The following is a 12,497-nucleotide window of genomic DNA, read 5'->3' on the forward strand; positions in this document are numbered from 1 at the left end:
GTAGTTAACACAGGAATGTTTATGAAACTCGCAAGTTATCTTCATCAGGGCACCAAAAGCTACGGCATCGTCACGCCCGGCGGCATCGTGGACCTGGGCCGTCGTTTCGGCCAGCGTTATCCGGATTTGAAGGCCCTGCTGGCGGGCAACGCGCTGCCCCTGGCCCGCGAACTGGCCGGCGCGCCGGCGGATATTGCCCTCGCCGGGCTGACGTTCCTGCCGGTAATCGAACATCCGGACAAAATTTTATGCGTCGGCATGAACTATGCCGCCAAACGCCGGGAGTTCAATGAAATGAATCCGGCGCCCACCCTCTTCGTGCGTTTTGCCGATTCACAGACCGGGCACGGCACGCCGGTCGAAAAACCCAGCCATTCGGCGGAGTTTGATTACGAGGGGGAACTGGCGGTGATTATCGGCCGGGGCGGCGAGGATATCCCCGCCGATCGCGCCTTATCCCATGTCGCTGGCTACAGCTGTTATATGGACGGCTCCGCCCGCGACTGGCAGCACACCTGGTTCACCGCCGGCAAGAACTGGCGGCGGACCGGCGCGTTCGGACCCTACCTGACCACCGCCGACGAAATCCCCGATCCCCATGCGCTCAGCATCCGGACCTGGCTTAACGGCCTGATGGTGCAGGACGACAATACCCGCAGCATGATCCATAGCATCGCCGAGCTGATTGAATATATCAGCACCTTTACCCGGCTGAATGCCGGCGATGTGATTATTACCGGGTCGCCGGGCGGCGTCGGTAAAAAACGCACGCCGCCGCTGTTTATGAAGGCCGGCGACTGCATCGAGGTCGAAATAGAAAATATCGGCCATTTGCGCAATATGGTCATCGACGCGCAGCGGCCCACGGCCGCCGCGGCGTCCCATATCGCCGCGTAGCGCCGCGCCTGCGCCGCCGGCTTTTTACTCCATGATAGGAAAAACTGTATGTACGATCGGGACCCCCTGGACTTTTCCGTGCTGACCGTTAACCACCCGCGCGATAACCTGGCGGACGTGCGCGCGTTGCTGGAGGCAAGTCTTCTGGGCATGGACGCGGATATCGCCAGATTCGTGGTGGCCCGCAGCGGCGGGCGGCTGGTGGGATGCGCCGGCATTGCGGGAAATGTGATCAAATGCGTCGCGGTGGCGGCGGATTACCGGGGCGATAACCTGAGCGCACGGCTGGTGGGCGAGGTGGAGCAACTGGCCATACGCCAGGGCCATTTCCATCTGTTCCTGTATACCCGGCCGGCGAACATCGGCGTATTTCGCGGCTGCGGTTTTTACCCCCTGGCGCAGACGGGCCAGGTGGCGGTGCTGATGGAAAATACGCCGGTGGGCGTGCGGCGCTACAGCCGTTCGCTTGCGCAATATTACCGGCCGGGCGCGCCCATCGGCGCGGTGGTGATGAACGCCAACCCCTTCACCCTCGGCCACCGCTATCTGGCGGAACAGGCTGCCGCCGCCTGCGCCTGGGTGCATATCTTTGTGGTGCGCGAAGACGTGTCGCTGTTTCCGTATGCCGCGCGCCTGGACATGGTGCGCCAGGGCGTGGCGCATCTGGCCAACGTGACGGTGCATGACGGGTCCGACTACCTGATCTCGCGCGCCACCTTTCCCGGCTACTTCCTGCGTGACGCCGGGCTGGTGGGCAAAACCTACAGCGCCATGGATTTACTGATTTTCCGTCATTATATCGCGCCGCCGCTGGGCATTACCCACCGTTATGTCGGCACCGAGCCCTATTGCCCGGTGACCCATCAATATAACCACGATATGCACGAGTGGCTCGAAGACCCGGATCGCGCGGCGCAGCCGCCGTTGCGGGTAGTGGAGATCGCGCGCGCATGCCATGCGCCGGGCCGGGCGATATCAGCTTCCGAGGTGCGGGCGCTGCTTTCGCAACGGCAAATGGCGCGCATCCGCGACCTCGTCCCGCCGAGCACCTTTGCTTATCTTTGCCGGCGCGAGACGAGGCCGCTGGCCGGGATCTGCGCAACGGGCGCGTAATGTGGCCCGGGACCTTTTATTTAGCCGTGTTTTTTAATCAGGAACGCATTATGAAAATCATACAAGAGGCCCTGGCGGGCACCTTTGAGTCCAGCGATTTGCTGGTCAAGGTCGCGCCTAACAGCGGCGAATTAAGCGTGGTGATCAACAGCGAGGTGATAAAGCAGTTCGGCGCGCAGATCCGCCGGGTGATCGACGCGACGCTGGCGGCCATGGATGTCAAAGAAGGACTGATCATTATCGACGATAAAGGGGCGCTGGACTGCGTGATCCGCGCCCGCGTGCAGACGGCGGTGCTCCGGGCCGCCGGGGCCGATCGCATCCAATGGGAACACCTGTCATGAAAAAGCTTCGCCGCAGTATGCTGTTTATCCCCGGCGCCAACGCCGCCATGTTGTCCACCGCCTTTATCTACCGTCCTGACTCCATCATGTTCGATCTGGAGGACGCGGTGTCCCTGCGCGAGAAGGACAGTGCGCGCATTTTGGTATTCCATGCGCTGCAGCACCCGATGTACCGCGATATCGAAACCGTGGTGCGCATCAATCCGCTGAATACGCCCTTCGGCCTGAAGGATCTGGCGGCGGTGGTTCGCGCCGGCGCCGACGTGGTGCGACTGCCTAAAACCGACAGTCCGGAGGATATCCACGAGCTGGAAACCCATATCGAGCGCATCGAGCGCGAATGCGGGCGCGAGGTTGGATCCACCCGCATTATGGCGGCTATCGAATCCGCCATCGGCGTTATTAATGCGGTGGCGATAGCCCGCTGCTCGCCCCGGCTTATCGGCATCGCGCTGGCGGCGTTCGATTATGTCATGGATATGCAAACGGAGCGCGGCGACGGCACGGAACTGTTCTATGCCCGCTGCGCGGTGCTGCACGCCGCCCGCGCCGCCGGGATCGACGCCTTTGACGTGGTCTATGCCGATATCAACGACGATGCCGGTTTCCTGCGCGAGGTCGATCTGGTGCGCAAAATGGGTTTTAACGGCAAATCGCTGATTAACCCGCGCCAGATTGAACTGCTGCACAACGCCTACGCGCCCACCCAGGAAGCGGTGGATTACGCCGAGCGCGTCATCCAGGCGGCCGAAGAAGGCGAACGCAACGGGCTGGGGGTGATTTCACTTAACGGCAAGATGATTGACGGCCCCATTATCAACCATGCCCAGGTGGTATTGGAGCGCGCCCGGGCTTCCGGTGTGCGGCGGTAAGTGTTTTCACGTTAACAGAATGACAGGAATACCTAATGAGTGACGTAACAGACGATTTACAGGCGCAGTACCGCCATTTGCCGCCGCTGGCGCCGTTCAGCCATGCCAACAGCCTTACGCCGTGGCTGGCCGACGGCCAGGCCAAACACCAGCGTAAACTGTGCGCCAGCCTGGAGCAGGCCATCGAGCGCAGCGGCCTGCGGGACGGCATGACCATCTCTTTTCACCATGCCTTCCGTGAGGGCGATATGGTGATCAACCGGGTGGTCGAGACGCTGGCCCGGCTGGGATTTAAAAACCTGACGCTGGCCTCCAGCTCGCTGATGACCTGCAACGATGCGCTGATCGAGCCGATCCGCGCCGGCGTCATCAGCAAAATTTATACCTCCGGCATGCGCGGCAAGCTGGCGGACGCCATTTCCCACGGCCTGATGGAAGAACCGGTGCAAATCCATTCCCACGGCGGCCGGGTGAAACTGCTGCAGGACGGTGAGCTGAAGATAGATGTGGCCTTTCTGGGCGTGCCCTGCAGCGACGAGTTCGGCAATGCCAACGGCACCCAAGGCAAATCCCGCTGCGGTTCGCTGGGATACGCCATGGTGGACGCGCAGTTTGCCCGCAAAGTGGTGCTGCTTACCGAGGCGCTGGTGCCGTTTCCCAATATGCCGGCCAGCCTGGGGCAGGATCAGGTGGATTATATCGTGACGGTGGATCAGGTGGGCGACCCGGCCAAGATAAGCGTGGGGGCGGCACGCGTGACCAGTAATCCGCGCGAGCTGATGATTGCCCGCACCGCCGCCGATGTCATCGAACACTCCGGCTATTTTGTCGAGGGTTTTTCCCTCCAGACCGGCTCCGGCGCATCCTCCACCGCCTGCACCCGCTTCCTGGCGCAGAAAATGGAACGCCTGGGTATCGCGGCGCGCTTTGCGCTGGGCGGCATTACCGGCAGCATCGTCGATCTGTTTGAGCAGGGCCTGATCGCCAGGCTGCTGGATACGCAATCCTTCGACGGCCAGGCGGCGGCCTCCCTTGAGCACAACGCCAATCATATCGAGATCTCCACCAACGTCTATGCCAATCCCGGCGCCAAGGCCGCCTGCTGCGACCAGCTGGATATCGTGATTTTAAGCGCCCTGGAAATCGACCTGGCGTTTAACGTCAATGTGATAACCGGCTCCGACGGGGTGATGCGCGGCGCGTCCGGCGGGCACTGCGACGTGGCCGCCGCCGCCAACCTGACCATCGTGGTGGCGCCGCTGACGCGCAGCCGGATCCCAACCGTAGTGCGCCGGGTCACCACCCTGGTGACGCCCGGCGAGAGCATCGACGTTCTGGTGACCGATCAGGGGATTGCCGTCAATCCGGCGCGGCCGGAAGTGCGCCAGCGTCTGGTGGACGCCGGTCTGGAGGTCTTGGATATCGAACAGCTTTATCAACGGGCGGTGGGGTTGACCGGCGAGCCGAAGGCCATCGCGTTTACCCGGCGCATTGTCGGCGTTATCCGCTATCGTGACGGCAGCGTCATTGACGTGGTGCGCCAGGTTCAAGAGGACAGCTAAATGACGATCGCCGATTCACTGCAGTTCGCCGTTTCGCTGGAGGAATTGCTGACGGCCCGGGATCTGCGCGCCGCGCGGCAAACGGAATGGCTCACGCGCCACCGGCGCCCGCTTATTTCATTGACCCTGGTGTCGCCTGGCCCGGTGAAGGATTCGGCCCGCTACCGGCGCTCGATGCGCGCCGCGCTGGCGGCCTGCGACGCGCTGCTGGCGCAGCGCGGCTGGCCGGTGCTGGCGCGCGCGGTGTGGTGGCCGGACACCGGTCCGGAGGCATTTTGGGCGGTGGATCATGCCGCCGTGGAAATCAAGGCCGCCACGGTGGCGCTAGAGCAGGAGCATCCCCTGGGGCGGCTGTGGGATATTGATGTGCTTTCCCCGGCCGGCGGCGTTATCGGCCGCCGCTCCCTTGATCAGGCGGGACGGCCGTGTTTGCTGTGCGACCAGCCCGCCCATGCCTGCGCGCGGTCGCGCCGCCATCCGCAGGAAGAGGTTATTGCTAAAATAGAGGGGCTGCTGGATGCTTATTTTGCCCGCTGATAACGGCGTTCGGACGGCCGGCGCCGGCTACCCGGTATGGGCTGCGCCATCCGCGTCGCCAATGATATGGGATGACGCCGGCCGTCAGGCCGCGCCGCCGCCAGCGCTTGATCTGCTGGCCGCCGCCGCGCTGCGCGAGGAAGTGATGCTGACGCCAAAACCCGGGCTGGTGGACGGCCGCAACAACGGCGCGCACCGCGATATGGATTTGCCGCTGTTTATGCAAAGCATAACGGCCATCGCGCCCTGGTTCGGCCGGTTTATCGCGTTGGGCGGGCGGTGCGCCGGTATGCCGGCGGAGCGGGTACTGGCTGAAATCCGCCCCACCGGCCTGGCCTGCGAGCACGCCATGTTTGCCGCTACCGGCGGCGTCAATACCCATAAAGGGGGAATTTTTTCCCTGGGCTTGCTGTGCGTCGCCGCCGGGCGCCTGAGCGGGATGGGGCAGGCGTTGACCCGCAGCGGGTTATGCGCCGACGTGGCGGCGATCTGCGCCCGGCTGGTGGCGACGGAACTGGCCGGTTGCCGCCGGGCGGCTACCGTGGGCGAGCATATTTACCTGCGCCATGGCCTGACCGGCGCGCGGGGCGAGGCCGCCCGCGGATTCGCCACCGTGCGCGATCATGCCCTGCCGGCCTGGGATCGGCTGCTGGCGGTGGGGACGGAAAGAGAAAGCGCGCTGCTGCACTGCCTGCTGGTGCTGATGGCCCATAATCCCGATACCAATCTGGTGGCGCGCGGCGGCCTCGGCGGGCTGCGGTTTGTGCGCGGCTATGCCCGGCGGCTGCTGGCGGACGGCTGGCGCGAGCAGGATCTGGAGGTCATGGATCGCGCGCTGACGCGGCGCAATCTCAGCCCCGGGGGCAGCGCCGATCTGCTGGCGGTCATGTCCGTGCTGGCGCGGTTCCCGGCATGAACCTTCGCCGGCCGGCGCAGCAACGGGCCGTGAACGGGCAGCCTGGGCCAGAACGCGCCGCGCCCGGCGATACGGCGCGCTCTGGGCCGGGCGTTTATCCGCCGCGGGCCGCCGACGGCCAATCGCCCGCCGCCGACGTTTATGCGCCGCTGCGCGTGATACTGGTGCCAGGCATCAACGACAGCGGCCCCGAGCATTGGCAAACCTGCTGGCAGCGGGCGTTTCCCGCCTGGCGGCGTATTGCCCAGCGCGACTGGCTGCAGCCGGATCTCGACGGCTGGCAAACGGCCATCAGGCGCGCGCTGGACGCACCGGCGCCGCCGGCATTGCTGATAGGCCATAGCTTTGGCGCGTTGTCGTCCTGGTATTATGCCAGCCGCTGCGCCGGCCAAATAGCCGGGGTCGTCCTGGTGGCGCCCGCCGAGCCGGTGCGCTTTGAAATCGAGGATCGCATCCTGCCGGTACTGCTGCCGGTGCCCAGCCTGATGTTCGCCAGCCATAACGATCCACTGCTGGCGTTCCCGCGCGCGCAATACTGGGCCGACGCCTGGGGCAGCGAACTGGTGGATGTGGGGGAGGCCGGCCATATCAACGCCCAGTCCGGTTTTGGCGCCTGGCCGCACGGCCTGGAGTGCGTGGCCCGGTTCGCCCGCCGGCTGGCGGCGCGATACTAGGGGCGTCGCCGCGCGGATCGGGCAAAAAAATCAACGCCCGAAAAATGTCGTCGGCAAAAATACATTCCTTTAAGATGGCGCTTATGTTGGGTTACAGGGTGCCGATCGCGATGTTTTTTGAACTGCCTGATGTGGATACGCTATACGCCGCGCTGCTGGCGCGCGACCCGGTCTATGATGGTTTTGCGTTCGTGGGGGTCAAAAGCACCGGCGTGTTTTGCCGCCTGACCTGCCCGGCGCGCAAGCCCAAAAAAGAACATGCCGTTTTTTACGCCACCGTGGTCGAGGCCATGGAGGCGGGTTTCAGACCGTGCAAACGGTGCCAGCCCCTGTCGTTGTTCGGCGCGCGGGATAAAACCCTGGGCATGCTGCTGGCCCGCCTGGAAAGCGACCCGGAAAAAAAATGGTCGGAAGACGACCTGACCGCGGCGGGTTTGGATCCCTCCACCGTAAGGCGGGCGTTTAAACGCCAGTTTGGCGTCACCTTTCTTGAGATGGCGCGGCTGCGCCGGCTGGGCAAGGGCATTCACCAACTGACGATGGGGGCGGACGTCATCGAGGCCCAGCTGGAGGCCAGCTTTGAATCGGGCAGCGGTTTTCGCGCCGCCATTACCCGGCACCTGGGCATGAATCCCAGCCAGGCCCGGCGGCACCGGTTTCTGAAAAGCCGCTGGCTGGACACCCCGCTCGGCTCCATGCTGGCGGTGGCGGACCAGCAGGCGCTGCACCTGCTGGAGTTTGCCGATCGCCCGGCGTTGCCCGCGGAACTCACCCGGCTCAGGAACCTCACCGCCTCGGAGATCGTGATGGATAGCACGCCGGTCACCGACCAGTTGGAGCGCGAGCTGAACGACTATTTCGCCGGCGCATCCTGCCGCTTCGCCACGCCGCTGGCCGAGCATGGATCGCTATTTACCCGCCGGGTCTGGGATGCCTTGCGCGCCATCCCCGCGGGCCAGGTAAGAAGCTATTCGGCGGTGGCCGCCGCCATCGCGCGTCCCACCGCGACCAGGGCGGTGGCCCGGGCCAACGGCGCCAACCAGATTGCCATTTTGATACCCTGCCACCGGGTCATCGGCGCCGACGGCACCCTGACCGGCTACGGCGGCGGCTTATGGCGCAAGCAGTGGCTGATCGAACACGAAAAACGGCGGTTCTCAGGCGAAGGGCGGGGCGGGCAGCAAAATGTCGTCGATAATGCCTAATACGCCGGCCTCATTATTCGAGGCGGCGAGGTAACGGGCCGCCGCTTTGATCGTGTCCGGCGCGTTGGCCATGGCGTAGCCGTAGCCCGCCTGTTGCAGCATTTCGAGGTCGTTGCCGCCGTCGCCGAAGGCCGCCACCTCATCATCCAAGATATGCCATAGCCGCTGAAGTATCCGCAGCCCGTTGGCCTTATGCAGGCCGGGAATAATCAGATCGACCGACCCATGGCCGCTGGATACCGGGGTGACGATGCCCTCCAGTTCAGCGGCGATAAAACGGATAAACCCGGGTAATTTTTCATCGGGCAGCGAGAGCGCAAATTTAAATATCGTGCCGGTGACGGCGGAAAAATTATCTACCCCCGCCAGGCGATGATAATAACGGTTGATCCGCCGGTAGAGGTGCGGTGCGACGCTGTTAAGCAGATAGGCGCTTTCCCTGGCGCAGACGACGGTGTGCAGATAAGGTATCTCCGCCAGCACGGCCAAGATCCTTTCATAGTGTTCCCGGCTGAACTCGCCGCAGAACACTTCCTGGCCGCCGTTGACGACGTAGGCGCCATTCTCGGCGACAAAGGCGATTTCACCGGCAATGTCGGGGAAAAAGGAGATCAGCTGGTAGTACTGATTACCGCTGGCCACCACAAACTTTACGCCCCGCCGGCGCAGGCTGTCGTATTGCCGGCTGAATCGCTGCCGGTCATAATTTTTGCCGTCGTCCAGGAACGTGCCGTCCATATCCACCGCAATCATTTTGATGCTCATCCGCGCTCCAGAGTCTGTCGCCGCGCTATTGTGTGCCGGGGCGGCGGGCAGGACGACTTTATAAAAGTGTTTTATAAAGTGGCAAATTATCGGGAATTCCAGCGGCTGTCAAGGACAACATCGTACTGGCCGCGCTATCGCCCGGGAGGGTCGTCTGCCGCGTTTTTGCCGGGATCATAGTCGCCAGCGCGCAGCGTGAACAGCAGGCTGGGTACGTGGCCCGGCACATCGTCAATGCTGCCGGCCCGTACGAGTCCCGCTTTAATCAGCACCCGCTGCGACGACAGATGGTTTTCCCGGACGGTGGCGGAGATCTCCGCGAGCCCGAGCGCGCCGAAGCCGGCGGCGACCGCCGCCCGCGCAAATTCGGTGGCAAGGCCCATTCCCCAGGCATCGGCCGCGAACCGGTAACCCAGGTTATTGATGACCCGGTCGCCCAAGGGGCGCACGCTCAGGCCGCCAAAGCCGATAATCGCCTCCGGCCCGCGGTTGAGCTTAATCGCCCAGGTGCCGAAACCGAAAGCCTGCCAATGGGTCAGCCAGCCGGCCAGCACCCGCTTGGCATAGGCAAGATCGGGATAGGGACCGGCGGGATTAAAGGTCTGGGTTTCCGGGTCGCCGTAGATGCGGTACAGGCTGTCGCCGTCGCTTACCCGTACGGGGCGCAAATGCATTCTCTCGGTGTACAGTTCCAATGGCATCCCCCGGTTATTGTTCCAGCAGTAACGCCATCATAACGCTTGCGCTTGATAGTTCTGTATAAAAAACATTAAAACCCGCCATCCTCACGCAACGGCCAATTGAATGCCATACTCAGGGCTGAAATCAGGAATCTCATCCATCGGGAGTAACAATGAGCAAAAAAAAGCACCATAACGACGACCAGGAATCACCCTCCGCGCAGATCCCGTCCGGCAAGGAGTACGATCAGGTCCTGCATTTACTGCAGGTAGAGCTGGTCAAGCTGCAGCGCGAAATCATCAGCGCCAACGATAAAATCGTGGTGATCTTCGAGGGCCGCGACGCGGCGGGCAAAGACGGCATTATCAAAACCATTTCCGAACACCTGAGCGCGCGTGAAATCCGGGTAGTCGCCCTTGGCAAACCCTCGGAACGGGATCAGGCCGAATGGTATTTCCAACGCTACGTGGCGCAGCTGCCGGCGGCGCAGGAAATGGTGCTGTTCAACCGCAGCTGGTACAACCGCGCCGGCGTCGAGCGCGTGATGAAGTTTTGCACCGACGAGCAGTACGAAGAATTTATGAACACCGTGACGGATTTTGAACAGCTGCTGGTGCGCTCGGGCATTAAGCTTATCAAATATTATCTGGATATCAGCAAGCGCGAACAAAAGGAGCGGCTGGAATCCCGTCTCACCGATCCCCTGAAACAGTGGAAAATCAGCCCCATCGACCAGCAGGCCACCAAGCTGTGGAAGCCGTACAGCGAGGCGCGCAACCTCATGCTGACCCGCACCCATACCCCGACCACGCCGTGGATAGTGGTGCATACCGACGATAAACATACGGCGCGCGTCAATATCCTGCGCGACCTGCTGGGGCGCCTGCCATACCAGGGCAAGGATAAGAACCTGGCTCTGCCGGACCCGGAGGTGCTGTATGCCTTCGATACCGTTTGCATTGAAAACGGCCGGCTTGCGCCCTGACGGCCGGCGCGGGACCCGGCGCTGTCAGGTTGACCGCCGGCGCGCCTTGCCTTGCGCCTGCGCCCCGGGCGCGCTATTGTCATAGGTCGTTTGCGCGGCATGACCGGCGGCGCCCGGCGTTCCCCTGGCGGGGCGTGCCGCCGATGAAACCTGGCCCTCTATCATTTGAAAAGGATAAAACATGACCGAGTCTCTTTACGACATACCGCTTAAACACATTGACGGTACTCCCGGTAGCCTGGCGGCGTACCGCGGCAAGGTGCTGCTGGTGGTCAACGTGGCGTCCAAATGTGGGCTGACGCCGCAGTATGAAGGGCTGGAAAAACTTTACCAGGAACGGCGCGCCGGCGGGCTGGAAGTGCTGGGTTTTCCCGCCAATAACTTCAAGGGCCAGGAACCGGGCAGCGACGCGGAAATCAGCGACTTCTGCGCCGTCAACTATGACGTGCACTTCCCGATGTTTTCCAAATTATCGGTGCTTGGCGAGGATCAGCATCCTTTATACGCCCAGCTGACCGCGGCGCAACCGGTGGCTACCGGCGACGGCCCGTTTCGCGAGCGCCTGAAGGGCTATGGGGTCGACCCCACCAATCGCCAGGACGTATTATGGAATTTTGAAAAGTTCCTTATCAACCGGCAGGGCAAGGTTATCGCGCGGTTTGCGCCCGATGTCACCGCTGACGATCCGCGGCTGCTGCGCGCCATCGACGCCGCGCTCGGCTAACCCCCCCTGCGGCCCGGACTGGCGCGGGCGGGGCCGGCGCCGGCGCTTAATCCGGGGCGCTATTCCTCTCATCCCACCGCCGCGGCAAAAGCGCCGTAAACAGCGCGGATATCTTATCCCGGCAAGGCCGGTATGCTAAAATCAGCGCCAGGCGATTTTCTCCCCAGTCATGGGATGAATAGGGTTTTGCAATGATTACCATGCAGGATGTTGCGATCAAGGCGGGCGTCTCCAAATCCACGGTGTCCCGTGTCCTGTCGGGCGATAATTATGTCAAGGAAACAACGCGCCAACGGGTATTCAAGGCTATTGAAGAATCCGGCTACCGTCCCAACCTGCTGGCCAGGAGCCTGGCGACCAAAAATTCGCAAAGTATCGGCCTGATCGTCACCAACACCCTGTTTAACGGTCCTTATTTCAGCGAACTGTTGTACCAGACCGCCAAAATGACCGAAAACTACGGCCGGCAGCTTATCCTGGTGGACGGGAAACACAGCGTCGACAGCGAGCTTGAAGCGATCCAGTTCCTGCTGGATCGCCGCTGCGACGCCATTATTATCTATCCGAGCTTCCTGGGTGAAGCGGAGTTGATGGGCCTGATCGCCCGGCACGATATCCCGTTCCTGGTGATCAACCGCGATTTGCCGCATGCCCGCGAGCATTGCGTATTCGCCGATCATCAGCGCGACGCCCGCGAGGCGGTGGCGTATCTCATCGCGCAGGGACACCGGGACATCGCCTTTATCACCGGCGCGGCCGGGTCGCCCACCGCCGCCGCGCGCGCGGCGGGATACCGCCTGGCCCTGGACGCCGCGGGCATACCTGTGAATGAATCGCTGCTCGCCGCCGGTCAATGGTCGTTAAACAGCGGGTTTAACGCCTGCCTGGCGCTGCTGGACGGCGCGGCCGCCTTCAGCGCGCTGGTGTGCGCCAACGACGATATGGCCATCGGCGCTGCCAGGGCGCTGCGTGAGCGCGGCCGGGCGGTGCCCGGCGAGATCTCGTTGCTCGGTTTTGACGATATTCCCGTGGCGTCTTATCTTAATCCGCCGCTGACCACCGTGCATGTGCCGGTGGCGCAGATGATTGAAAGCGCGCTGGAGCAGGTGGTCAACGTACTTGACGGCAAGGGGGTATCGCCGCTCAAGCCCTTTAGCGGCCGGCTGATGGTGCGCGACTCCGTTATTCCCGGTCCCTTCGCCGGGCGGTAAATGACCGCCCG

The 12,497-nt window shown here is 62.9% G+C and carries 15 protein-coding genes; 12 read left to right on the top strand and 3 right to left on the bottom strand.

Annotation, left to right across the window (positions count from 1 at the left end; all coding sequences use genetic code 11):
- Window positions 1-21: 21 nt before the first annotated feature.
- The 9 genes from ACL2XF_RS05185 to ACL2XF_RS05225 all read left to right on the top strand — a co-directional run bounded on the left by ACL2XF_RS05185 (window position 22) and on the right by ACL2XF_RS05225 (window position 8,120).
- On the top strand, window positions 22-897 hold the full coding sequence (locus tag ACL2XF_RS05185; protein ID WP_410014646.1) for a fumarylacetoacetate hydrolase family protein: 876 nt from the start codon (window positions 22-24) through the stop codon (window positions 895-897).
- Between the two features lie 48 nt (window positions 898-945).
- Window positions 946-2,010: a [citrate (pro-3S)-lyase] ligase gene (gene citC, locus ACL2XF_RS05190; protein WP_410014647.1), complete on the top strand. Its 1,065-nt coding sequence runs from the start codon at window positions 946-948 to the stop codon at window positions 2,008-2,010.
- Window positions 2,011-2,060: 50 nt separating this feature from the next.
- Window positions 2,061-2,354, top strand: coding sequence for a citrate lyase acyl carrier protein (gene citD, locus ACL2XF_RS05195; protein WP_413723060.1), 294 nt, complete (start codon window positions 2,061-2,063; stop codon window positions 2,352-2,354).
- Complete coding sequence (citE, locus tag ACL2XF_RS05200; protein ID WP_410014649.1) at window positions 2,351-3,226, top strand: citrate (pro-3S)-lyase subunit beta; 876 nt, start codon at window positions 2,351-2,353, stop codon at window positions 3,224-3,226. The genes citD and citE overlap by 4 nt, the downstream gene beginning before the upstream one ends.
- 35 nt (window positions 3,227-3,261) lie before the next feature.
- On the top strand, window positions 3,262-4,788 hold the full coding sequence (citF, locus tag ACL2XF_RS05205) for a citrate lyase subunit alpha (RefSeq protein ID WP_413728162.1): 1,527 nt from the start codon (window positions 3,262-3,264) through the stop codon (window positions 4,786-4,788).
- Complete coding sequence (citX, locus tag ACL2XF_RS05210) at window positions 4,789-5,325, top strand: citrate lyase holo-[acyl-carrier protein] synthase (RefSeq protein WP_413728163.1); 537 nt, start codon at window positions 4,789-4,791, stop codon at window positions 5,323-5,325. It abuts the gene before it with no gap.
- A 61-nt stretch (window positions 5,326-5,386) separates the two neighbouring features.
- Window positions 5,387-6,241, top strand: a complete 855-nt coding sequence (gene citG, locus ACL2XF_RS05215) for a triphosphoribosyl-dephospho-CoA synthase CitG (RefSeq protein WP_413728771.1) — start codon at window positions 5,387-5,389, stop codon at window positions 6,239-6,241.
- Window positions 6,238-6,915, top strand: coding sequence for an RBBP9/YdeN family alpha/beta hydrolase (locus ACL2XF_RS05220; RefSeq protein WP_410014652.1), 678 nt, complete (start codon window positions 6,238-6,240; stop codon window positions 6,913-6,915). The genes citG and ACL2XF_RS05220 overlap by 4 nt, the downstream gene beginning before the upstream one ends.
- Window positions 6,916-6,998: 83 nt before the next feature.
- On the top strand, window positions 6,999-8,120 hold the full coding sequence (locus ACL2XF_RS05225) for a bifunctional transcriptional activator/DNA repair enzyme AdaA (RefSeq protein WP_413728164.1): 1,122 nt from the start codon (window positions 6,999-7,001) through the stop codon (window positions 8,118-8,120).
- On the opposite strand, the gene ACL2XF_RS05230 is transcribed toward ACL2XF_RS05225, so the two are convergent.
- Both ACL2XF_RS05230 and ACL2XF_RS05235 read right to left on the bottom strand, forming a co-directional pair.
- On the bottom strand, window positions 8,073-8,885 hold the full coding sequence (locus ACL2XF_RS05230; protein WP_413728165.1) for a Cof-type HAD-IIB family hydrolase: 813 nt from the start codon (window positions 8,883-8,885) through the stop codon (window positions 8,073-8,075). The genes ACL2XF_RS05225 and ACL2XF_RS05230 overlap by 48 nt on opposite strands.
- A gap of 134 nt (window positions 8,886-9,019) precedes the next feature.
- The gene (locus ACL2XF_RS05235) at window positions 9,020-9,580 is read right to left on the bottom strand and encodes a GNAT family N-acetyltransferase (RefSeq protein WP_413723054.1); all 561 of its coding nucleotides are present in this window, start codon (window positions 9,578-9,580) and stop codon (window positions 9,020-9,022) included.
- A 158-nt stretch (window positions 9,581-9,738) separates the two neighbouring features.
- On the opposite strand from ACL2XF_RS05235, the gene ppk2 reads away from it, so the two are divergent.
- Complete coding sequence (gene ppk2 / locus ACL2XF_RS05240) at window positions 9,739-10,551, top strand: polyphosphate kinase 2 (protein ID WP_413723053.1); 813 nt, start codon at window positions 9,739-9,741, stop codon at window positions 10,549-10,551.
- A 24-nt stretch (window positions 10,552-10,575) separates the two neighbouring features.
- On the opposite strand, the gene ACL2XF_RS05245 is transcribed toward ppk2, so the two are convergent.
- Window positions 10,576-10,734, bottom strand: coding sequence for a hypothetical protein (locus tag ACL2XF_RS05245; protein ID WP_410014657.1), 159 nt, complete (start codon window positions 10,732-10,734; stop codon window positions 10,576-10,578).
- On the opposite strand from ACL2XF_RS05245, the gene ACL2XF_RS05250 reads away from it, so the two are divergent.
- Both ACL2XF_RS05250 and ACL2XF_RS05255 read left to right on the top strand, forming a co-directional pair.
- The gene (locus ACL2XF_RS05250; RefSeq protein WP_410014658.1) at window positions 10,733-11,275 is read left to right on the top strand and encodes a glutathione peroxidase; all 543 of its coding nucleotides are present in this window, start codon (window positions 10,733-10,735) and stop codon (window positions 11,273-11,275) included. The two genes, ACL2XF_RS05245 and ACL2XF_RS05250, sit on opposite strands and share 2 nt — an antisense overlap.
- Window positions 11,276-11,466: 191 nt before the next feature.
- Window positions 11,467-12,486, top strand: a complete 1,020-nt coding sequence (locus tag ACL2XF_RS05255) for a LacI family DNA-binding transcriptional regulator (protein ID WP_413728166.1) — start codon at window positions 11,467-11,469, stop codon at window positions 12,484-12,486.
- Window positions 12,487-12,497 lie beyond the last annotated feature (11 nt).

The sequence above is a fragment of the Sodalis sp. RH19 genome, from assembly GCF_047324215.1.
In the GTDB taxonomy this organism is placed as follows: Bacteria; Pseudomonadota; Gammaproteobacteria; order Enterobacterales; family Enterobacteriaceae; genus Acerihabitans.